This window comes from Streptomyces sp. ALI-76-A (assembly GCF_030287445.1).
Lineage (GTDB): Bacteria > Actinomycetota > Actinomycetes > Streptomycetales > Streptomycetaceae > Streptomyces.
Map to the genome: position 1 here is coordinate 5,236,136 of NZ_JASVWB010000002.1, position 20,950 is coordinate 5,257,085.

At 70.2% G+C, this 20,950-nt stretch carries 20 protein-coding genes and 1 tRNA gene; 16 read left to right on the top strand and 5 right to left on the bottom strand.

The features are described 5' to 3' along the window. Positions 1-158: 158 nt before the first annotated feature. Positions 159-1,358, bottom strand: a complete 1,200-nt coding sequence (locus QQS16_RS24450) for a sensor histidine kinase (protein ID WP_286064006.1) — start codon at positions 1,356-1,358, stop codon at positions 159-161. Positions 1,359-1,695: 337 nt separating this feature from the next. Here QQS16_RS24450 and QQS16_RS24455 point away from each other — a divergent pair, with 337 nt between their 5' ends. From QQS16_RS24455 to QQS16_RS24520, 14 genes are all read left to right on the top strand, one after another. Then, entirely contained in the window at positions 1,696-2,139 is a 444-nt protein-coding gene (locus QQS16_RS24455) for an NADH-quinone oxidoreductase subunit A (protein ID WP_286064007.1), read from the top strand. Continuing rightward, positions 2,130-2,816 carry an NADH-quinone oxidoreductase subunit B gene (locus QQS16_RS24460; protein WP_286064008.1) on the top strand — a complete coding sequence of 229 codons (687 nt, stop codon included), beginning with the start codon at positions 2,130-2,132 and terminating at the stop codon, positions 2,814-2,816. The genes QQS16_RS24455 and QQS16_RS24460 overlap by 10 nt, the downstream gene beginning before the upstream one ends. Further along, complete coding sequence (locus QQS16_RS24465; protein WP_286064009.1) at positions 2,813-4,645, top strand: NADH-quinone oxidoreductase subunit C; 1,833 nt, start codon at positions 2,813-2,815, stop codon at positions 4,643-4,645. The genes QQS16_RS24460 and QQS16_RS24465 overlap by 4 nt, the downstream gene beginning before the upstream one ends. Next, positions 4,642-5,610, top strand: a complete 969-nt coding sequence (locus tag QQS16_RS24470) for a complex I subunit 1/NuoH family protein (protein WP_286064010.1) — start codon at positions 4,642-4,644, stop codon at positions 5,608-5,610. The genes QQS16_RS24465 and QQS16_RS24470 overlap by 4 nt, the downstream gene beginning before the upstream one ends. A gap of 2 nt (positions 5,611-5,612) precedes the next feature. Then, positions 5,613-6,308, top strand: a complete 696-nt coding sequence (locus QQS16_RS24475; protein ID WP_286064011.1) for a NuoI/complex I 23 kDa subunit family protein — start codon at positions 5,613-5,615, stop codon at positions 6,306-6,308. After that, positions 6,305-6,988 carry an NADH-quinone oxidoreductase subunit J family protein gene (locus QQS16_RS24480; protein WP_286064012.1) on the top strand — a complete coding sequence of 228 codons (684 nt, stop codon included), beginning with the start codon at positions 6,305-6,307 and terminating at the stop codon, positions 6,986-6,988. Before QQS16_RS24475 ends, QQS16_RS24480 begins: the two co-directional genes overlap by 4 nt. Beyond that, entirely contained in the window at positions 6,988-7,449 is a 462-nt protein-coding gene (gene nuoK, locus QQS16_RS24485; RefSeq protein WP_286064013.1) for an NADH-quinone oxidoreductase subunit NuoK, read from the top strand. Before QQS16_RS24480 ends, nuoK begins: the two co-directional genes overlap by 1 nt. After that, positions 7,446-9,440 carry an NADH-quinone oxidoreductase subunit 5 family protein gene (locus QQS16_RS24490; protein WP_286064014.1) on the top strand — a complete coding sequence of 665 codons (1,995 nt, stop codon included), beginning with the start codon at positions 7,446-7,448 and terminating at the stop codon, positions 9,438-9,440. The genes nuoK and QQS16_RS24490 overlap by 4 nt, the downstream gene beginning before the upstream one ends. Positions 9,441-9,446: 6 nt before the next feature. Further along, positions 9,447-11,021, top strand: coding sequence for a complex I subunit 4 family protein (locus QQS16_RS24495; protein ID WP_286064015.1), 1,575 nt, complete (start codon positions 9,447-9,449; stop codon positions 11,019-11,021). After that, on the top strand, positions 11,018-12,541 hold the full coding sequence (locus tag QQS16_RS24500) for an NADH-quinone oxidoreductase subunit N (protein WP_286064016.1): 1,524 nt from the start codon (positions 11,018-11,020) through the stop codon (positions 12,539-12,541). Before QQS16_RS24495 ends, QQS16_RS24500 begins: the two co-directional genes overlap by 4 nt. 183 nt (positions 12,542-12,724) lie before the next feature. Next, entirely contained in the window at positions 12,725-13,585 is an 861-nt protein-coding gene (gene htpX, locus QQS16_RS24505; RefSeq protein WP_286064017.1) for a zinc metalloprotease HtpX, read from the top strand. After that, on the top strand, positions 13,585-13,977 hold the full coding sequence (locus QQS16_RS24510) for a YccF domain-containing protein (protein WP_286064018.1): 393 nt from the start codon (positions 13,585-13,587) through the stop codon (positions 13,975-13,977). Before htpX ends, QQS16_RS24510 begins: the two co-directional genes overlap by 1 nt. A 15-nt stretch (positions 13,978-13,992) precedes the next feature. After that, positions 13,993-15,153, top strand: a complete 1,161-nt coding sequence (locus tag QQS16_RS24515) for a barstar family protein (RefSeq protein WP_286064019.1) — start codon at positions 13,993-13,995, stop codon at positions 15,151-15,153. A 74-nt stretch (positions 15,154-15,227) separates the two neighbouring features. Then, complete coding sequence (locus QQS16_RS24520; RefSeq protein ID WP_286064020.1) at positions 15,228-15,794, top strand: SMI1/KNR4 family protein; 567 nt, start codon at positions 15,228-15,230, stop codon at positions 15,792-15,794. 401 nt (positions 15,795-16,195) lie between these two features. Here QQS16_RS24520 and QQS16_RS24525 read toward each other — a convergent pair whose 3' ends face one another. Then, positions 16,196-17,440 (bottom strand): APC family permease, encoded by a 1,245-nt coding sequence (locus QQS16_RS24525; protein ID WP_286064021.1) that lies wholly within the window; start codon positions 17,438-17,440, stop codon positions 16,196-16,198. Positions 17,441-17,666: 226 nt separating this feature from the next. On the opposite strand from QQS16_RS24525, the gene QQS16_RS24530 reads away from it, so the two are divergent. Then, the gene (locus QQS16_RS24530; protein WP_286064022.1) at positions 17,667-17,933 is read left to right on the top strand and encodes a GlsB/YeaQ/YmgE family stress response membrane protein; all 267 of its coding nucleotides are present in this window, start codon (positions 17,667-17,669) and stop codon (positions 17,931-17,933) included. A 120-nt stretch (positions 17,934-18,053) separates the two neighbouring features. Here QQS16_RS24530 and QQS16_RS24535 read toward each other — a convergent pair whose 3' ends face one another. Then, a complete protein-coding gene (locus tag QQS16_RS24535; RefSeq protein WP_286064023.1) occupies positions 18,054-18,542 on the bottom strand; it encodes a YajQ family cyclic di-GMP-binding protein in 489 nt (162 codons plus the stop codon). A gap of 233 nt (positions 18,543-18,775) precedes the next feature. Between QQS16_RS24535 and QQS16_RS24540 the strand changes: the two genes are divergently transcribed. After that, a tRNA-Tyr gene (locus tag QQS16_RS24540) sits at positions 18,776-18,857 on the top strand. A 153-nt stretch (positions 18,858-19,010) separates the two neighbouring features. Here QQS16_RS24540 and QQS16_RS24545 read toward each other — a convergent pair. Next, positions 19,011-20,375: a tyrosine-type recombinase/integrase gene (locus tag QQS16_RS24545; RefSeq protein WP_286064024.1), complete on the bottom strand. Its 1,365-nt coding sequence runs from the start codon at positions 20,373-20,375 to the stop codon at positions 19,011-19,013. Next, positions 20,372-20,581, bottom strand: coding sequence for a helix-turn-helix transcriptional regulator (locus QQS16_RS24550; RefSeq protein ID WP_286064025.1), 210 nt, complete (start codon positions 20,579-20,581; stop codon positions 20,372-20,374). Before QQS16_RS24550 ends, QQS16_RS24545 begins: the two co-directional genes overlap by 4 nt. Positions 20,582-20,950: the final 369 nt, after the last annotated feature.

Sequence of the window (20,950 nt, forward strand, 5' to 3'; positions counted from 1 at the left end):
CCCTACCCCTGGGGCCTGCGGTTCCGGTGCTTCTCGCCTTGCGCGCCGTGCGGGGAACCGACGTGGCGAAGCACCCGGATGTGCCGTGGGTGTGCCGTGGGTGTGTCGTGGGTGTCAGGTGACCTGAGTGACGGCGTTCAACCGCTCCCGCGGCGGGCCTACGAGCGGTCCCGCCAGGGCAGTTCCGCCGTGACGACCGTCGGACCGTCCGGGGGCGAGTCGATGACGAAGAGGCCGTCCACCGCGCCCAGGCGGTCGGCGAGGCCGCGCATGCCCGTGCCGCCGTCGAGGCTCGCACCGCCGCGGCCGTCGTCCCACACCTGGATCAGCAGCCGGTCGTCCGTCCGCCACACGTCCACCGACGCCGACCGCGCGCCGCTGTGCTTGCTGACGTTCTGGAGCAGCTCCGAGACCGTGAAGTAGGCGATGCCCTCGATGGCCGCGGCCGGTCTTGCGTCCAGGTCGGCCGTCACCTTCACCGGCACCGTGCAGCGCGAGGCCACCGAGGACAGGGCGGCATCCAGTCCCCGGTCCGTCAGTACGGCCGGATGGATGCCGCGGGCGAGGTCCCGCAGCTCCTGCAACGCGAGCTTCACCTCGCCGTGCGCCTCCTCGACCATCGCCGCCACGACCTTCTCGTCGGCCTGGCCGTCCAGCAGCTTCTCCTTGGCCATGCCGAGTCCCATCGCCAGATTGACCAGACGGGCCTGTGCCCCGTCGTGCAGATCCCGCTCGATGCGCCGCAGGTCGGCCGCCGCGGTGTCGACCACGACGCCCCGGTCCGACTCCAGTTCGGCGATCCGCCGTTCCAGCTCGTCGGAGGGCGACAGCAATCCGCGCACCATCACCCGGTCGACATTGGTCAGACCCCGCGCGATGAACGGCAGCACCGGCCACAGCACGAACAGCGAGACCAGGGTGAGGGTGAAGGTGAAGATGCCCCAGGGCAGCCGGACGAAGTCGTACAGCATCGTCCGCCAGCCGACCGGGTCCTTCAGCCCCATCCACAGCAGTCTGAAGACGCCGACGCTCTTGCGACGGCCCATCGGCAGCGGGCTCGGCTCGTCCACCCGCACCCCGAGCAGCGCCCTGGCCCGCGCCCGCTCCAGCCTGCCCAGCTGCCGGGCGCCCAGCAGGCCGGCCGCGAGCAGCGGGAGCCCGATCACGGTGACGGTCAGCCCCGCGCCGGTGAAGAGCACGGTCACGACGTACACGAAGCCGATCAACGCCATCGGAAGGTTCGCCAGCAGGTGCGCGATCTCCTTCCAGGTGTGTCGGTCGAAGGCGAAACGGGCAGGCGGCAGACGGTCGCTGTCCGCTTCACCGGAGGGGCTCGAGGCCGCAAGACGTTCGGTCATATGGGTTAGCGTGCCGCGCGGCGGTTCCCCGCGCCATGAGGCGGACCGCCGCGATCCACTGGGGAAAACCCCACCACCGGACCCTGCGGCTTCCCGCCATCCGTGACGGCCTGCTTACCTCGTCTTTAGCAGGCCCTAGACTCCCGTGCGTACAGATCGTCGAACAGTGGCCTTCGCCAGGTACCAAGAAGGTCCACAGGTCCACAGGTCCACAGGTCCATAGGTCCACGAGGTCAGGGAGCGAGGGACGGACGTGCCGGAACCGACCGCCGTCGGGTCGACCGTCGTCGCGGGGGGCTACGCGGCGGATCACACGACGGAACACGCAGCGGCATACATGACGCACCATGCGGCGGACCACGTGACGCACCATGCGGCGGACCACGTGACGCACGATGTGACGCACCATGCGGCGGACTACTTCCAGTCGTACTCGGTCGTCGGGCTGCTCGCCGTCGTCGGTGTGCTGTTCGTCGCCGTCGCCTTCGGGGCCGGACGCCTGCTGCGGCCGGTGGTCCCGACACCCGAGAAGCTCCTCACGTACGAGTGCGGCGTCGACCCGGTCGGCGAGGGCTGGGCCCACACCCAGGTCCGCTACTACGTCTACGCTTTTCTGTACGTCATCTTCGCCGTCGACTCGATCTTCCTGTTCCCCTGGGCCACGGTCTTCGCCGCGCCCGGCTATGGTGCGACCACCCTCGTGGAGATGTTCATCTTCCTGGGCTTCCTGGCCGTGGGCCTGCTGTACGCCTACAAGAAGGGCGTCCTGGCATGGACGTGACCCCGACTCCCGCGGAGCCCGTGCTGCTCCCCGAGCCGAAGCGGCTGGGCGCGCTCGCCCGCCTGGCCCCCGAGCCGATGAAGGTGGTCCTGAACTGGGGCCGCCGCTACTCCCTCTGGGTCTTCAACTTCGGCCTCGCCTGCTGCGCCATCGAGTTCATCGCCGCGTCGATGGCCCGCCACGACTTCATCCGCCTCGGCGTGATTCCCTTCGCGCCCGGCCCGCGCCAGGCCGACCTGATGGTGGTCTCCGGGACGGTCACGGACAAGATGGCCCCAGCCGTCAAACGTCTGTACGAGCAGATGCCCGAGCCGAAGTACGTGATCTCCTTCGGCGCGTGCAGCAACTGCGGCGGCCCGTACTGGGACTCCTACTCCGTCACCAAGGGCGTCGACCAGATCATCCCGGTCGACGTGTACGTCCCCGGCTGCCCGCCCCGCCCCGAGGCGCTGCTCCAGGGCATCCTCAAGCTCCAGGAGAAGATCGCCCGTGAGTCGCTGGGGGAGCGGTACGGAGTGGCCCGGCCGTCGGCGGCCGCGCTACAGAGCGGTCTGGTTCAGCCGCCGACGGCCGGCGCGGCTGACTTGAGCTCGGGCTCGGGCTCGGCTGCGGACGGTTCGGGGGCTGAGTCCGGCTCCGGGACCGGCTCGGGGACCGGCTTGGAGGAGGGCCGATGACCATGGTCGGCTGGCTGCCCGCTCCCGTCGAGGACCTGTTCGGTACGGAGGCCACGGCCGAGGAGTCGTACGAGGTGCTGACGGTCGACGTACCGCCGGCGTCCTGGCTCTCCGCCCTGGAAGTAGCCCGAACTCGTCTGACCTGCACGTATTTCGACTGGCTGAGCGCGGTCGACGAACCGGGAACGGGTTTCCGCGTCGCGGCCCATGTCGTGGCCCTGTCCCCGGTACGACGTCTTCTGCTCCGTACCACCGTCCCGCACGAGGCCCCCGTCCTGCCGAGCGCGGTGGGCGTGTTCGCGGGCGCGGCCTGGCACGAACGCGAGACGCACGAGATGTTCGGCGTCGACTTCGAGGACCACCCGGCGCTGGACCACCTCCTGCTCCCGGAGGGCTTCGAGGGACACCCCCTCCGCAAGGACTTCGTCCTCGCCGCCCGCGTCGCCAAGGCCTGGCCCGGAGCGAAGGAACCGGGCGAGTCCGAGCACGGCGGCCCCAAGCGCCGCCAGATGCTCCCCCCGGGCGTTCCCGACCCCAACGAATGGGGCCCCCTGAAGGGCCAACTCCCACCGGCTCCCGCCCGTCCGGCGCGAGGGGCGGGACGCGCGGCGGGAGAGCGTCCGGCTCGGGCAGCCGGAGAGCGTCCGGTACGCGCGGCGGGCGACCGTCCGGTACGTCGGGCGCGTTCGGTGTCGGAGGGGTCGGCGAGTCAGGCGGGGGCGTCTTCGGCGGAGGGGCAGGAGGAGACGTCGCCGACCGCGGACGCTCCGGCTGCGCCCGGCGCCCAAGCCGGTCCGCGTCGCGCCCGCTCGGCGGTGGAGGGTTCGGCCAGTCAGCAGGCCAGGACCGACACCGGTGCCGGCGCCGGCACCGACGAGAGCCCGGACCAGCGGGCGCGCAGCACCGGTGATGCCTCGGCGCCGCAGCGCACGGAGAGTGCGGAGGTGACGGAGGTGACGGAGACGAAGGTCCAGGGCGGACCAGCGGCTCCGGACAGGACGACGGCTCCTGACGGTCCGGTGACGCCAGTCGGTCCAGTGGCTTCAGCCGGTCCGACGACGCCTCTCGGTCCCATGACGCCGCCTGCCCCCGTGACCTCGGGTGACTCAGCTGTTCAGTCCGCGCCGGACGGGCCCGATGATCCGGTGACTCCGGCTGACTCGTCGATTCCGGCGGACCCGTCGGCCCCGGCCGGCCCACGCCGGACGCGTAGCGCTTCTGACGGCTCGGGCTCGCGGCGCGCCCAGACCTCGCCGGCCAAGGACACGCCCACCAGGCCCTCCGCAGCACCCCGCAGCTCGGACGCCCCCTGGCACCACGCACGCCCGGCTTCCGAGGAACCGAAGCGTGAAACGGAGCCGGAGCGGAAACCGGAGGACCGGAAACCGGAGGACCGGAAACCGCACGGGGAGCCGAGCCCGGCAGCGACGGAGGACCGGTCGGCCACGGAACAGCGACCGACGCCGAAACCGGGCCGCCCGGCCACGGACCCGATTCCGATTCCGGCCACGGAGTCGGTCGCGGACTCGAACCCGGCCACGGACCCAAGCCCGGCCACGGACCGCGACTCGGCCGCCGAGCCGACCCCGGCCGAAGACCCCAGGCCCGCCGCAGCGCCGGAGAAGACCGAGCCGGGTCTCTCCGCTGAGACCGCCGAGCCAGGAGAGACCGCGGAGGCCGCAGACACCGCGGCGCCCGAAGACGCGGCCGAGCCCGGAGATACCGCGGCGCCCGAAGTTGCCGCCGAGCCCGGAGATACCGTCGAGCCCGCCGAGAAGGCCACGCCAGCAGACCAGAACCCTGAAACCCCCACAGGAGGCCCGCAGTGAACGACGCTCTCGACGTCGCCCTGCGACTCCTGATCGTCTTCGTCGTCTTCCTCACCTTCCCTCTGATCGTGGGCCAGACCGAGCACAAGGTCATGGCGCACATGCAGGGCCGCCTCGGTCCGATGTACGCCGGTGGCTTCCACGGCTGGGCCCAACTCGTGGCCGACGGTGTGAAGTTCGCGCAGAAGGAGGACATCGTCCCGGCGGGCGCGGACCGCCGTATCTTCCAGCTCGCGCCCGCCGTGGCGCTCCTCCCGTACCTCCTGGTCCTCCTCGCCATCCCGATCGGACCCGGTGAGGGCGCTGTCGGCGAGGTGATCGACGCGGGCGTCTTCTTCGTGCTGGCCGTGATGGGCGTAGGCGTTCTCGGCTCGCTCATGGCCGGCTGGGCCTCCGCCAACAAGTTCTCCCTCCTCGGCGGCCTGCGCACCGCCGCCCAGCTCCTCGCCTATGAACTCCCGATGCTGCTCACCGCCGCCTCGGTGGCGATGGCGGCAGGCACGGTCTCGCTCCCCGGCATCCTCAACGCCTTCGAGTGGTGGTGGCTGCCCTGGCAGATCGTCGGCGCGATCGTCTTCTTCATCGTCGGCCTCGCCGAACTCCAGCGGCCCCCGTTCGACATGCCGGTCGCCGACTCGGAGATCATCTTCGGCGCGTACACCGAGTACACCGGTCTCCGCTTCGCCCTGTTCCTCCTCGCCGAGTACGCCGGGATCGTCGTCCTGTGCGGCCTGACCACCGTCCTCTTCCTGGGCGGCTGGCACGGCCCCTGGGGCGCCGACGGCCTCGGCTGGGTCTGGACCCTGCTGAAGACCGCCGTCCTCGCCTTCGTCGTGATCTGGCTGCGCGTCACCTATCCCCGGCTGCGCGAGGACCAGCTCCAGAAGCTCGCCTGGACGCTCCTCGTCCCCCTCTCCCTCGCTCAGATCGCCCTCACCGGCATCGTCAAGGTGGTGATCCAGTAACCATGGCTGAGCCTCTCCCGCCCACCCGGTCCCGCATCCCTGGCGTCGGCCTCGCCAAGGGCCTGGCCGTCACCCTGCGCACGATGACGAAGAAGACCGTCACCGAGCAGTACCCCGACACCCAGCCGGACCTCTCGCCCCGCACCCGCGGCGTGATCGGGCTGTTCGAGGAGAACTGCACGGTCTGCATGCTGTGCGCCCGCGAGTGCCCGGACTGGTGCATCTACATCGACTCCCACAAGGAGACGGTTCCGCCCGCCGCCCCCGGTGGCCGCGAACGCAGCCGCAATGTCCTCGACCGCTTCGCCATCGACTTCGCCCTGTGCATGTACTGCGGTATCTGCATCGAGGTCTGTCCTTTCGACGCCCTGTTCTGGTCCCCGGAGTTCGAGTACTCCGAGACCGACATCCGCGACCTCACCCATGAACGCGACAAGCTCCGCGAGTGGATGTGGACCGTCCCGGCCCCGCCCGCCCTCGACCCCGGCGCCGAGGAACCCAAGGAGATCGCCGCCGCCCGCAAGACCGCCGAGAAGCTGGCGGCCCAGCGGGAGGCCGAGCTCGAAGCCCAGCCACCGACCGGACCATCGACCGAGTCCCATGCCGACGAGCAGGCCCGCGCGGCCGAACAGCCCACCCGGCCGATGGGTGAGTCGAAGCAACAGACGGACCAGCCCCGGCGGGAGGGAGACGCATGACGCTCGCAGCCGCCGCCTCCCTCACGGCCGCCACCGAGAGCCACGGCTTCCTCTCCCCGACCGGCGTCGAGATCGCCTTCCTCCTCGTCGGCCTGGTCACCTTCGGCGCCGCGCTGGTCACCGTCACCACCAAGCAGCTGGTGCACGCCGCCCTGTGGCTGGTGGTCACCCTCGGCGGCCTCGCCGTCGAGTACCTCCTGCTCACCGCCGAGTTCATCGCCTGGGTGCAGGTCCTCATCTACGTCGGTTCCGTCGTCGTCCTCCTCCTGTTCGGTCTGATGCTCACCCGGGCCCCCATCGGCCGCTCCCCGGACGCCGACTCAGGCAACCGCTGGGCCGCCCTCACCGTGGCTGTCGCCTCGGCCGCCGCCCTGGTCTGGGTCGTGGTCGACGCCTTCCGCGCGACCTGGATCGACCTGGACGGCCCCGCCGCCGGCTCCACCGAGGTCACCGGCGCCAGTCTCTTCCAGCACTGGGTCCTCCCCTTCGAGGCCCTCTCCGTCCTCCTCCTCGCGGCCCTGGTCGGCGCGATCGTCCTGTCCCGCAAGACGAAGAGGGAATCGAGCTCTCCGTCTGTGAACTCCCGGAGCGTCACTCAGAGTTCCCGAGCGATGACGGAAAGTTCTTCTGCGGTCCCGGGAACCCGGAAGAACCCTGGCGAGCAGGAAGGCGCCCACTGATGCACCTCGCCTATCCCGCGGTCCTCGCCGCCCTTCTCTTCTGCACCGGCCTGTACGGCGTCCTCGCCCGCCGCAACGCGATCCTGGTCCTGATGTCGGTCGAGCTGATGCTCAACGCCGTCAACCTCAACCTGGTCGCCTTCGACGTCTGGCTCAGCAGGGCCGCCGAGGAGACCCTGCACTCCGGCCAGGCCCTGACCCTGTTCACCATCGCCATCGCCGCCGCCGAGATCGGCATCGGCCTGGCGATCGTCCTCGCCGTGCACCGCAACCGCGGCACCGCGGACATCGACAAGCTCCGTGACACCGCCGAGGGCCACGAGAGCCATCCGGCCGACGGCCCGGACGGATCCGACGGCGCAAGCGGCTCCGGCGTTTCCTCCGGCTCCGAAGGCTCCGACAGCGACGCCCCCATGGCCGGGCAGGCCGACCGGGCCGGGAAGGCTGAGGCCACCGCGTGACCACCACCACCCTCGCCGTCCTCGTCCCCCTCCTTCCGTTCCTGGGCGCCGCCGCCGGACTTCTCCTCGGCCGCACGGCCCCCGGGTTCGTCCGCCCGCTCGCCGTCCTGCCGGTGCTCGTCTCCCTCGCGCTCGCCGCGGTGGTCGCCGTGCGCCAGGGCGGCGACCAGGCCGTCGACGCCGCCACCGAGCTCACGCCCACCGGCTCCGTCCCGATCGAACTCGCCCTGCACATCGACGGCTTCGCCGCCCTCGTCGCCGTCCTGGTCGGCCTCGTGGCCACCTGCGTGCAGATCTACTCGACCGGCTACCTGCGCGACGACCCGCGCTACCCCTCGTACGCAGCCCTCGTCTCCCTCTTCACCTCCGCGATGCTGCTCGTCGTCTACTCGGGCGACCTGATGGTGCTGCTGGTGGGCTGGGAGATCATGGGCATCTGCTCATACTTCCTGGTCGGCCACTACTGGGAGACCCCGGAGGCCCGCGCCGCCTCCCTCAAGGCCTTCCTGGTGACCAAGCTCGGTGACGTCCCCTTCCTCATCGGCCTGTTCGCACTCGCCACCGACGCCGGGTCCTTCCGCATCACCCGCGTCCTCGACGCCGTGGCGAGCGGCGGACTCGACCACCCGACCCTGATCGCCCTGCTGCTCCTCGCGGGCGTGGCGGGCAAGTCGGCGCAGTTCCCGCTGCACACCTGGCTCCCCGACGCGATGGCGGGCCCGACACCCGTCTCCGCGCTGATCCACGCCGCGACGATGGTCGCCGCCGGTGTCTACTTCATCGCCCGTCTCCTCCCGGTCTTCGAGGCCTCCCAGGCCGCGATGGTCGTCCTCGCCGTCATGGCCGCCGTCACGATGGCCGGCTCGGCACTCGCCGCGCTCGCCCAGGACGACATCAAGCGCGTCCTCGCCTACTCGACGATCGGCCAGCTCGGCTACATGACCGGAGCCCTCGCCGTCGCCGACCGCGGAGCCGCCGTCTTCCACCTCATCTCGCACGGCGCCTTCAAGGCGCTGCTGTTCCTCGGGGCGGGCGTGATCATCCACGCCGCCGGCACCAACTCGCTGGCCGCCATGTCCCGCATGGGCAACCTGCGCGACCGCGTCCCCGACGCCTACTGGACGATGACCGTGGCGCTCTTCGCGCTCGCCGCGATCCCGCCCTTCAGCGGCTTCTTCTCCAAGGAGTCCGTCCTCGGTGCCGCCGAGCACGCCGCCACCGGCCATTCCGAGCACGCTCCCGGCGCCGCCGGCTGGACCGTCCTCGTCGCCGGGCTGCTCACCGCTCTCCTCACCGCCGCCTACGCGACGCGTCTGTGGCTGCTGGCCTTCCGCGGCCGGGGCGTCGAGGCCCCCGACCACGGCAGGCAGCCCCTGACCATGACCGTGGTGCTGTGGGTGCTCGCCGTCCCGTCCCTCGCCGTCGGCGCTCTCGCCTACCGCACGCTGCCCGACTGGTTCGACGGCCGTGCACTGGCCCCGACCCTCGCCACCTCCGTCCTCGGTACGGGTGTGGCCCTGATCGGCGGTCTGGTCACCTACGCGGCCTGGCGGCGCACCACCTCGCTCGCGGCCCGTGTCCCGCTGGGCGCGGTCGCGGCCCATCCCGAGGCAGACGCCGGTCAGGTGGAGGCCGAGGCCATCGCCAGCCACAAGCCCGCTTACGGAGACGTGGCCCAGGCATCCGACCCGGCCGACCCAGGTCGACTCCTGCTCGGCCCACTGCACCGCCACGCGGCCGCCGGCTTCCACCTCGACGCCGTGTACGCGGCCCTCCTCGTACGCCCGGTCCAGGCCGGAGCCACCCTCGTCCGGTTCCTCGACCACGAGGTCGTCGAGACCTACGTACGCGGCGCGGGCGCACTGCCCAGGCTGCTCGGGACCGCCGTACGACGAGCCCAGACCGGCAATCTGCAGACCTATGTGAGCGCGCTGCTCGCCGGCACCGTCGTCCTGGTGGTCGCCGCCGTCCTCGTCGCCACGGGAGCGTGAGCAGGCGTGATCGATATCAACGAGTCCGTGATGCAGTTCCTTCTGGCGTTCATCGTGGTCGGCCCGCTCCTCGGCGCGGCCGCCGCTCTGCTGCCCGCCCCGCCCGGGCTGAAGGGGAAGTCACCCGAGCAGGCCGTGCTGCGGCACGGTGTCACGGTCACCGGCGCGATCCTCATCGCGGTGATCGTCCTCACGCTCGGCTTCGACCACGACCACCCGTCGAAGATGCAGGCCACGACCGACATCAGCTGGATCCCCGCACTCGACGTGCGCATCCACCTCGGCATCGACGGCATCTCCCTCCCCCTTCTGGTCCTGACCGCGCTGCTGACCTTCCTGTGCGCGCTCTACTCGTACTTCAAGATGCCCGCGGGGCCGGCCCCGAAGGCCTTCGTCGCCCTGGTGCTCGTCCTCGAGTCCGGCACCCTCGCGACCTTCGCCGTCCTCGACCTCGTACTCTTCTTCCTCGCCTTCGAGATGGTGCTCATCCCGATGTACTTCCTCATCGCCCGCTGGGGCGGTGAGCAACGGACCCAGGCGGCCTGGAAATTCATCCTCTACACGCTGCTCGGTTCCGTGGTCATGCTGCTCGGCCTGCTCCTGATCGGAATCAACGCGGGCACCTTCGACATGGTGGCACTCGCCACTGACAATGGCCGGTCGCTGACGACGTCCGTGCAGGTCATCGCCGTTCTGGCGATCGGGATCGGCCTCGCGGTCAAGACGCCGATGTGGCCGCTGCACAGCTGGCTTCCCGACGCCCACACCGCCGCCCCGACCGTCGGCTCGGTCCTGCTGGCGGGCGTCCTGCTGAAGATGGGTACGTACGGTTTCGTCCGGATTCTTCTGCCGGTCGCACCGGACGGCTTCCACCTCTTCGCCCCCTACCTCGCCGCCCTCGCCGTCGTCGGGATCATCTACGGGTCCCTGGCCTGCCTGGCCCTCGCCAGACCGGGCGCGAAGGGCGATCTGAAGCGCCTGATCGCCTACTCCTCCGTCGGCCACATGGGCTTCGTCCTGCTCGGCATCTCGACCATGACCCCGACCGGTGTGAACGGCGCGCTGTTCGCCAACATCGCCCACGGCCTCATCACCGGTCTCCTCTTCTTCCTGGTCGGCGCGCTGAAGGACCGCACCGGCACCACCGACCTCGACACCCTCGCCGAGGAGACCGGCGCCGCGCTCTACGGCAAGGCCCCCCGCCTCGGCGGCCTGCTCGCCTTCGCCGCGGTCGCCTCGCTCGGCCTGCCCGGCCTCGGCGGGTTCTGGGGCGAGATGCTGGCGCTGTTCGGCGCGTTCCGGCCCGCCGACGATCTCAGCCGCCCCGCTTTCCTGACCTTCATGGCGATCGGCGCGTTCGGCACGCTGCTGACGGCCGCGTACCTGCTGATCGTGGTCCGCCGCGTCTGCATGGGCGCCGTGTCGCCCAAAGCCCCGAAGCTCGCCGACGTCCACACGTACGAGTTCGCGGCCTGGGCCCCGCTCGTCGCCCTCACCGTCGTCGCCGGCCTCTGGCCCAAGGCTCTCCTCGGCCTGACCGACCCGGCCGTGCAGCAACTCCTGGCAGGAGGCAACCGATGAGTTCCCCGGCCCAGTCCCTGGCCCAGAACCTCGTCCAGTCCGTCGACTGGCTCGCCATCGCGCCGCCCACCATCACGGCGGTCGTCGCACTCGTCGTCCTGGTCGCCGACCTGTTCGTCGGTGAGAAGAGGAAGGCGCTGCTCGGCTGGTTCTCGGTCGCGGGCCTCGCCGCCTCGGCGCTCATGCTGCTGCCTCTCCTGGACGGCGACCGCAGCACCTTCTGCCTGACCGGCGCCCCCGACGTGTGCAGCTACACGGCCGACCGTTTCACCCTCGTCCTGCAACTCCTCGTCCTCGGCGGCGCCCTCCTCGCCGCGCTCCTGTCGGTCACGGCCCTCAAGGACGCCGACAGGGGACTCCCCGAAGGGGAGTACTGGTTCCTGCTCCTGTCCTCCGCCGCCGGAGCCGCCCTCCTGCCCGCCTCCCGCGACCTCGCGACCCTGATCGTCGCCCTGGAGGTCGCCTCGCTGCCCGCCTTCGCCCTGGTCGGCCTGAGGCACGGCGACAGGAAGTCCTCCGAAGCGGCCCTGAAGTTCTTCCTGTCCTCGGTCACCGCCACCGCGGTCAGCCTCATGGGCATCAGCTTCGTGTACGCCGCCACCGGCACCCTCCACCTCACCCAGATCGCCGACCGCGTCGAGAACGTCGACGGACAGCTGCACACCCTCGTCCAGACCGGCGTCGTCCTCACCCTCATCGGCTTCGCCTTCAAGACGGCCGCCGTGCCCTTCCACTTCTGGGTACCGGACACCTACGTGGGCGCGCCCCTGCCGATCGCCGCCTACCTGTCCGTCGTCGGCAAGGCCGTCGGCTTCTCCGGCCTCATCCTCCTCACCGTCGTGGCGCTCCCGTCGTACGCCGACGTCTGGGGTCCCGCCCTCGCCGCCCTGGCGGCCCTCACCATGACCGTCGGCAACGTCGGAGCCCTGCGCCAGCAGGCCACGCGCGCGTACAGCGCGGTACGGCTGCTCGCCTGGTCCTCCGTCGGCCAGGCCGGCTACCTCCTCGTACCGATCGCCGCCGCCGCGTACTCCGACGATCCCGAGCGCTCGATCGGCTCCACGGTCGCCTACGCCCTCATGTACGGCGCGGTGAACCTGGGCGCCTTCACGGTGGTCGCCCTGGTCGGCCGTAACAAGACCCTCAACCGAGTCTCCGACCACCGCGGCCTGTACGCGTCGAACCCCCTGGCAGCCCTGCTCCTCGCCTTCTTCCTGCTCTGCCTCGCCGGACTGCCGCCGGGCATCATCGGCCTCTTCGCGAAGGTCACCGTCTTCTCCGCGGCCGTCGAAGCGGGCCTCGGCTGGCTTGCCGTGGTCATGGCTGTCAACGTCGTGATCGCGCTGTTCTACTACCTCCAGTGGACGGCCCTGCTGTTCCGCGCCCCCGATGGCGAACCCGTCGTCCACCGCGTTCCCGCCCCCCTCACGGCCGCGCTCGCCCTCACCGCGGTCCTCGGCATCGCCCTGTCGGGAGCGCCCCAGCTGGTCCTGCGCTTCGCCGGCACCGGCCTTTTCTGAGCCGCTCACCCGGACGGCCCACCCCGGCCGCCGGACGCACAAGGGAACTAGAGGCCCTCGCCTGGCGTTGACCAAAGCGGGAGGGTCCACTGGACGTGACACCACGGCACCAGTGGCACGGCAGACCAGAAAGAAGATCAGCAAGCAAAGGGTTCCCCTGCTGCACGACTTGGAGGGCGTACCGTGCACCGCCGGCACAACGGGCTAAGGACCGCAGTACTCCTCGGGGGACTGTCCGCGCTCATCATCGTCATCGGCAGTCTGTTCGGCCGTATGGGGCTCGTCGTCGCGGTAGTGATCGCCCTGGGGACCAACGCGTACGCCTACTGGAACAGCGACAAGCTGGCTCTACGCGCGATGCGTGCCCGGCCCGTCAGCGAGTTCGAGGCACCCGCTCTCTACCGCATGGTCCGTGAGCTCTCCACCCAGGCACGCCAGCCCATGCCCCGCCTGTACATCTCGCCGACCGAGGCACCCAACGCCTTCGCCACCGGCCGCAACCCGCGCAACGCCGCCGTGTGCTGCACCGACGGAATCCTGCGGCTGCTGGACGAGCGGGAACTGCGCGGCGTCATCGGCCACGAACTCAGCCATGTCTACAACCGCGACATCCTGATCTCCTCGGTCGCCGGCGCCCTCGCCTCCGTGATCATGTTCCTGGTCAACTTCGCCTGGCTGATCCCGATCGGCCGCTCGGACGACGACGACGGCCCCGGCCTCTTCGGCATGCTGCTGATCGTGATCCTGGGCCCGGTGGCGGCCTCCCTCATCCAGCTGGCGATCAGCCGCTCCAGGGAGTACGAGGCGGACGCGTCCGGTGCCCAGCTCACCGGTGATCCGCTCGCCCTCGCCGACGCCCTGCGCAAGCTCGAAGTGGGCACCAAGCAGCTCCCATTGCCCCCGGAACCCCGCATCGAGACGGCGAGCCACATGATGATCGCGAACCCCTTCCGCCCCGGCCAGGGGCTCTCCAAGATGTTCTCGACACACCCGCCCATGACGGAGCGCATCGCCCGGCTCGAGAAGATGGCAGGTCGCCCCTGATGAAAACAATCCTGAACGTCATATGGCTCGTCCTGAGCGGCTTCTGGCTGTTCCTCGGCTACCTGCTCGCGGGTGCGCTGTTGTGTATCACCGTCATCGGCATCCCGTTCGGGATCGCGGCCTTCCGCATCGGCGTCTACGCCCTGTGGCCCTTCGGGTACACCACGGTCGAGCGCCGCGACGCCGGAGCGCCTTCCTGCCTGGGCAACGTCCTGTGGCTGGTCCTCGCGGGCTGGTGGCTGGCCCTCGCCCACATCGTCACCGGTATCGCCCTGTGCCTCACGATCATCGGTATCCCGTTCGGCATAGCCAACTTCAAGCTGATACCGGTGTCGCTGCTCCCGCTGGGACGCGACATCGTGTCCACGGACCAGCCGTTCGCGGCGCGCTGACGGGCGGACCCGGGGGTGGGACAGCCGAAGTACCTCCTGCTGTCGTACGACCGACAGGCCGAGTCCGAGGGCGAGGAGGACCACGAGGAGACGTGGGCCCTGTGCGAGGACGCCGACGACCTCTTCGCCGACCCCGGCCCTCCCACGCGGGACCTGTACGAACTGCTCGGCTGCGCACCAGAAGGCGAGCCGCTGTCCGCGGCCCTCGCCCGCGCGCGTACCGAGGGTTCGGCGCCGCTCGGCGCCCTCACCCTGCAGAGCCTCACCAAGTCCGGCACGACGGTCGGCGAGTGGTACCTCGAAGACGTACGCGTTCTCGGCGACCACCCCTGCGCACGTGATGCCTCCCTGCGTGACATCACGATCGAGGCGACCGAAACCGACCACAACCCCGGTGACCACGCGCAGCGACCACCCCTGCCCCTGGTCTATCGGCTGCTGGCAGTGACGGGCGAAGCGCTGGGTACCTGCCAGGATCTGTGCCGCCTGCGAGAGGAGGGCGACGAGCCTGGGGAGCCCCCGCTGCGCCTGCTGGGCTGTTCCCCGCGAGGAGCCCTGCGCGCCGCGCTGGACGCGGGGGAGGAGGACCTCGGCCATGCCAAGGTCCTGCGCGTCGACTCCGCCGGCCACCCCGTGCAGTCCGCCGCCGAGGGCGAGGTACGGGCCTGGATCCCGTCCGCCCGCGGCCCTGGCCTGGTCGACCTCACCCTTGACCTGTGGTCGGAACGACCGCCTCTCGTGGCCCGGGAGATATGGGAGTTGTGGGGCGGCGGGCGGCCCGCCCAGCCCAACCACTGGGCGCGATGTGACGCCGAGGGCCGGCGGTTCTGGCTCCGCACGGCCCTCGACAACCATGTCCACGGCCGACAGGACCGCCCACCCGGCACCACGTACCACCTCGACGGCCACCACATCACCGACGAGCCCGGCTTCTTCTGCGCGCTCGGCGAGGCGGTGAACGGCCCCGGAGGCTATTTCGGATGGGGTTTCGACGCGCTGTCCGACTGCCTCCGCGGCCGATGGGGCGCCGCCGGGCCCTTCGCTCTCGTCTGGCACGACGCCGATGTCGCCCGAGCCGGCCTCGGTACCACGCCGCACGCCGACGACCGCCCATCCACCTTCGAGGAACTCCTCGCCTTCCTCGCCGAGAAGAGGGTCGACGTCCGCCTGGCCTGACCCGTGGTTCTCCACAACCCGGCAGTTGTCCACAGGCCCGCCCGCTTGTCAGTGGCGTCTTGCATCATGAATCCATGACCGCGAGCGAGCAGTTGCTGACCCAGGTGGAAGCCATGGCGCGCACCACCCGGCCCTGGGGCTGGACCTCCCTCCCCGAGCCGGTGGACGCCGCCACACTGGCCCGTGCCGAGGCCACTCTGGGCTTCCGACTTCCCCCGCTGCTCGCCGAGCTGTACCTGCGGATAGGGGACGGCGGATTCGGCCCGGAGTACGGCGTGTTGCCCCTCCTCGACCACGCTCCGGCCGGCGAACCCGCTGCCGTCACCCAGTACCTCGCCAACCGTGCCGACGCCCGTAAGGACCCCAGTTGGCCCTGGCCCGAGGGTGTGCTGCCGATCTCCCACTGGGGATGCGCGATGTACGCGTGCGTGGACTGCCACAGCCCACAAGTCCCCGTCCTCCTCTTCGAGCCGAACGCCGGCGAGCCGGACCACGCCTGGTTCGTGGACGCCCCCAGCCTCACGGACTGGCTACGTGCCTGGATCGACGGCACGGGCTGGTACGAGGAGACGAACGAGGACCTGGAGATGGCCCCGTGGGCCGACTTCCACATACGCACGGCAGCGCCACGAGCCTGCTGACGGGTCGGTGGTCCTGTCCAGCGGACGGCCCGGCTCAACGGGTGCCCGAGGGACGCGCCCGCTGCCCGCTGCTCCGCTCAGCGGTACGGGTAGGTGAGCCGCAGCCGCAGCCGCAGCCGCAGCCGACGACGCCGTAAGGCACCGGCACCGGGCGGGTGCCAACCAGGCGGGGGCCCAGGCGCGACCGATGCGAATGAGTACGCGCTATCGATCGTCGGCGCCACGAGTGCGGGGCCTTCTGCGCACCGGCATCACACGTACGGGCCCACCCGGCGTTCGCCGCCCGGCGCTTCCCCGAAGACGTGCCCCACCCACCCCGCCGGCCTTCTGTCCCTCTGCCCCTTTTGAGCGTCGAGGAGACGCGCCTGCGCCCGCCCCGCCCGCCTCCCACCTCACCGCGCCTACCGCTCCGCCGCCCACCGCCGTACCCCGTACGCCACCGCCCCGACCGCCAGCACAGCGGCCCCCACGACCACCGAAGTCACCGGCAGGGCGAACGCGAGCACCACGCAACCGAGCAGCCCCACCGCCGGTACGGTCCGGGCCGCCGGAGCCGAGGAGAGAGTCCAGGCCGACGCGTTGGCCACCGCGTAGTACGCCAGCACACCGAAGGAGGAGAAGCCGATCGCACCCCGTACGTCCACCGTGGCGGCCAGGACGGCGACCACCACGCCGACGGCCAGCTCCGCCCGGTGCGGCACCTGGAACCGCGGATGCACGGCGGCCAGGGTGCCGGGCAGATGCCGGTCCCGTGCCATGGCCAACGTCGTCCGCGAGACACCCAGGATCAGGGCGAGCAGCGAGCCCAGCGCGGCCACGGCAGCACCCGTCCGCACCACCGGCACCAGCCCCAGCACCCCGGCCGCCCGCACCGCCTCGGCCAGCGGAGCTTCCGCGCGTCCCAGACCATCCGCCCCCAGCACGGAGAGGACAGCCACGGCCACACAGGCGTACACCACCAACGTGATGCCCAGGGCCAGCGGGATCGCGCGGGGGATGGTCCGTGCCGGATCCCGCACCTCCTCACCGAGGGTCGCGATGCGCGCGTAGCCCGCGAACGCGAAGAACAGCAGACCGCCCGCCTGCAGAATGCCGCCCACACCGCCCGAGACTCCGACGCTCAGCCGCCCGGCGTCGGACACCCCCGACCCCAGACACACGACCACCACGAAAGCGAGGACTGCCAGGACCACCGCCACGATCGCCCGGGTCAGCCAGGCGGACTTCTGGACACCGCCGTAGTTCACCGCGGTCAGCGCCACGACAGCCGCGACGGCGACGGCGTGCGCCTGCCCCGGCCAGACGTACGCGCCCACAGTGAGCGCCATCGCCGCACACGAAGCCGTCTTCCCGACCACGAACGACCAGCCCGCGAGATAGCCCCAGAACGCCCCGAGCCGCTCGCGCCCGTAGACGTAGGTGCCACCGGATGCCGGGTACAGGGCGGCCAGTCGCGCCGACGACATGGCGTTGCAGTACGCGACCACGGCGGCGACCGCGAGCCCGAGCAGCAGCCCGGAGCCGGCCGCGTGCGCCGCGGGCCCCAGGGCTGCGAAGATCCCGGCGCCGATCATCGAGCCCAGCCCGATGACGACCGCGTCGCCCACTCCCAAAGTGCGCCGCAATCCGGTATCGGTACCTGTCATGCGCCGCACCCTACTGATCGCTGCAACCACCAGGTGCAGCCGTGTCGTCCAGTTCATCAACAGGACACGAACACCTACGCGGCAAGCGGATGTGCGAGTACCGGAGCCCGGTGTACACACGAGCGCGCCACGCACCACGCAAGGACACAAACCTGCGTGACCCGCAGCTCACGGCATCGGTGCACCGGGAGAGCTCGGGCACAGCACGGAAGGGCAGGTTCAGGGCATGAGCATCATCAGCTGGATCATTCTCGGTCTCCTGGCCGGAGCCATCGCCAAGTTCCTGCTGCCGGGCCGTGACCCGGGCGGCTTCATCGGCACGACCCTCATCGGTGTCGCGGGCGCGTTCCTCGGGGGCTGGATATCGGCCCGCTGGCTGGACCACCCGATCAGCAAGGACTTCTACGACGGCGCCACGTGGGCCGCGGCGATCGGCGGCTCACTCGCCCTCCTGGTCGCCTACCGCCTCCTGTTCGGCAACTCACGCGACTGAGCGCCGACGAGCGAGCGAACCCCGAACCGCGGCCAGCAGGCGAGAAGGATGGGCACCCGGCCGGAATCCGCCGGGTGCCCACCCTTCCTCGTACGCGAGGTGCGCGCCCCGTCTCCCGGGCTACCGGTAGTTCACGAACTGCAGCGCGAAGTCGAAGTCCTTGCCCTTCAGGAGGGAGATGACGGCCTGCAGGTCGTCGCGGCTCTTCGAACTGACCCGCAGCTCGTCACCCTGCACCTGGGCCTTCACACCCTTCGGGCCCTCGTCACGGATGATCTTCGCCACCTTCTTCGCGTTCTCCTGGGAGATGCCCTCCTCGATCGACGCGAAGATCTTGTACTCCTTGCCGGACAGCTGGGGCTCGCCCGCGTCCAGCGCCTTCAGCGAGATCCCGCGCTTGATCAGCTTGGACTGGAAGACGTCGAGGACAGCCTTCACCCGGTCCTCGGAATTCGCCTCCATAAGGATCTTGTCACCGGACCACGAGATCGAGGCACCCACGCCCTTGAAGTCATAGCGCTGCGAGATCTCCTTGGCGGCCTGGTTGAGGGCGTTGTCGACCTCCTGCCGCTCGACCTTCGAGACGATGTCGAAACTGGAGTCGGCCATGTCCTGTGGCTCCTTGTATCGGGGTGCGTATCAGGGTGCGTACGGGTGCGTATCGGCGTTCGTGGGGGCGGACGCCGAGCCCGGCAGTCCCGGGCCGCATCCGGACAAGCCTAGCCACCCACCGGGGTCCGAGCGCAGATCAATCGGGTGGCGAAGCACCCCACCGCATCGGGTATTGTTTACGTCGTTGCCACGGAGCGCCGCAGAAAAGCGATGCGAGGGGCAGCAACCCCGGCGGTGTGCCCGAGCGGCCAAAGGGAGCAGACTGTAAATCTGCCGGCTCAGCCTTCCCAGGTTCGAATCCTGGCGCCGCCACACGGGAACAAGAGGCCCGTGACCTGCGATATCAGCAGGTCACGGGCCTCTTGCCATACGCCGTCCCGAGGGGCGGGGTGTCTCACTCTGTCTCGCGTTCGAACGCCCCGTCTCGGATTCTGCGGGCGGAGCGCGGACGGGATTTCCGCCGCGTCAGACGCTCCGTTCCAATCGGGCGGAGATCTTGGCGTTGGCCGCGTCGTCGCCGTCCTTCAGGAACTTGGCGTAAACGCGAAACAGGACCGCCACACTATGGCCAGCCCGCTCAGCCACGAGTTGCGGTTCCACGCCCGAGCTGAGCCACGTCGACACTGCGGCGTGACGAAGGTCATAAGGTCGCTTGGCCAGTGCGGAGTGGAACTCAGCCGGCGTCAGTGCGCGCGACCGCGCTTCAGCCCACACTTCTCCGTATCCGGTGTCCTGCACGAGTCCACCCCGTAGCGTCTGGAAGACGCGGCCGTCCGGCGCCGTGCCGTACGCGGTGAGGTGCCACCGCAGCAGCGCAACCAGTTCCGGTGGAATCGGCACGGGCCGCACTGCCTTTCGGGGGCGGTGCTTCAGGCCCCGTTTCTCGTGCGCCTCACCGCTGTCCGTCCATGCGGTGCCGGATCGAGGGCGGGTTTCATGGAGTCGGAGCACGCCCCACCCCCGCCGGGGGAGATCGCAGTCCGTGACCCGTAGGCCGATCACTTCTGCCGGCCGCGCGGCGGCGTAGTACATGCAGCCGAAGAACGCGGCGAGCCGGCGCCCCCGCTTGCTCTGGTCACGCACGGCGGTCAACAGCTTGGCGGCTTGCGCCGGATTCGGGACGCATGCCGGGTCCACTTCTTCCGTGACCTGCTCGGGCGCCTTCCACTTGACGCGGTCCAACGGGTTGTCCGTCAGCAACTCGGCATCGACCGCAAACTCAAGGGAGTTGTAGAAGATCGCACGCTTGCGACTGATCGTCCCCGGGGCCGCAGTCTTCCCGTCCAGCCGCTTGGACAGGGCCCTGAGCGCGGCTTTCACCAACAGCCGGTCCGTGAGGGCCGACGTGGGCAGCGACTTCCGCTGGAACCAGGCGAGCACCTGTGCCACCTCGGCCGGCGGCTCTTCCTCCCACCGGTTCTTGTTGAACGCCCACCCGTACAGAGCGCTCCGTACGGTCCGGGCGTCGGGCATGCCCTTGGTGTCCCTCACGAACGCCGGCGTCACGGTCGCCATGGCTTCGGCCAACGTCCGCCGGGTGTTGCCGGGGGAGTCGTCCCACTTCATCGCGATGTAGTTGCGCGCGTGCTCGTACCAGGAGATGTCACGCTTCTGGTCGACCATGGACTTCGGGAGGCCGCTCTCCACGTCGAACGGCTCACCCTTCCGGGCCGCCGTCATGAGTTCCGACCGGCGGCTGTCGGCCAAGCCCTGGGTGAGGAATGATTCCGCGTGTTCGCGGGTGCCCACCATCCAACGCAGTTGGTACGGCTTGCGGTAGCTGCGCTTTCGGATGGCCCAGAACTTGACGGTGTAGCTCCACTCAGTCACGCGGCCTCCAACTCGTCCTTGAAGGCGTCCAGGACGCTGCGGCGTACGCAGATGCGGCCGGACGGTGTGCGGCGTGCCTCGGGGGTGAGGCCACGGTCGCGCCAGCGGTACCAAGTCGGGCGGCTGATGCCGAGTTCGTCCAGAACTTCCGGCAGGGGGATCAACTCGTCTTTCGGAGTGCGGCGGCGCCGGGTGGGCGTGGTCATGCTGGGGTCTCCATACCTGGGTATTTCGGGGTGCGGCTGTAGGCGGCTGTGTCCGAGGTGCGGATTTCTGCGTCACCCGCGTCATCTGCGTCATTCAGGGCCCTGACCTGCGGTTTCAGGGTGACGCAGGGCCCGGGGAGTGCGTCACCGGTGACGTAGACCTGCGTCACCGGGTGACGCGGGTGACGTGGGGTGACGCAGGAATCGGCCGTCTGCGTCACCGCTGTTCCGGCAGGTCACACGCCGTTTGCAGGGTGTGGGTGACGCAGGTGACGCAGCGTCTTCCTACTTGGGACAAAGAGGGGGTGGTGTCTGTTGTGGTGCGCGGCTCAGAGCATGAAGAAGGAGCCGCTGCGCGGCGCGACCTCG

Coding starts and splice junctions, on each gene's coding strand:
- QQS16_RS24450 (WP_286064006.1), bottom strand. CDS start 1,358: ATGACCGAACGTCTTGCGGCCTCGAGCCCCTCCGGTGAAGCGGACAGC.
- QQS16_RS24455 (WP_286064007.1), top strand. CDS start 1,696: ATGACGCACCATGCGGCGGACCACGTGACGCACCATGCGGCGGACCAC.
- QQS16_RS24460 (WP_286064008.1), top strand. CDS start 2,130: ATGGACGTGACCCCGACTCCCGCGGAGCCCGTGCTGCTCCCCGAGCCG.
- QQS16_RS24465 (WP_286064009.1), top strand. CDS start 2,813: ATGACCATGGTCGGCTGGCTGCCCGCTCCCGTCGAGGACCTGTTCGGT.
- QQS16_RS24475 (WP_286064011.1), top strand. CDS start 5,613: ATGGCTGAGCCTCTCCCGCCCACCCGGTCCCGCATCCCTGGCGTCGGC.
- QQS16_RS24480 (WP_286064012.1), top strand. CDS start 6,305: ATGACGCTCGCAGCCGCCGCCTCCCTCACGGCCGCCACCGAGAGCCAC.
- nuoK (WP_286064013.1), top strand. CDS start 6,988: ATGCACCTCGCCTATCCCGCGGTCCTCGCCGCCCTTCTCTTCTGCACC.
- QQS16_RS24500 (WP_286064016.1), top strand. CDS start 11,018: ATGAGTTCCCCGGCCCAGTCCCTGGCCCAGAACCTCGTCCAGTCCGTC.
- QQS16_RS24510 (WP_286064018.1), top strand. CDS start 13,585: ATGAAAACAATCCTGAACGTCATATGGCTCGTCCTGAGCGGCTTCTGG.
- QQS16_RS24520 (WP_286064020.1), top strand. CDS start 15,228: ATGACCGCGAGCGAGCAGTTGCTGACCCAGGTGGAAGCCATGGCGCGC.
- QQS16_RS24525 (WP_286064021.1), bottom strand. CDS start 17,440: ATGACAGGTACCGATACCGGATTGCGGCGCACTTTGGGAGTGGGCGAC.
- QQS16_RS24530 (WP_286064022.1), top strand. CDS start 17,667: ATGAGCATCATCAGCTGGATCATTCTCGGTCTCCTGGCCGGAGCCATC.
- QQS16_RS24535 (WP_286064023.1), bottom strand. CDS start 18,542: ATGGCCGACTCCAGTTTCGACATCGTCTCGAAGGTCGAGCGGCAGGAG.
- QQS16_RS24550 (WP_286064025.1), bottom strand. CDS start 20,581: ATGACCACGCCCACCCGGCGCCGCCGCACTCCGAAAGACGAGTTGATC.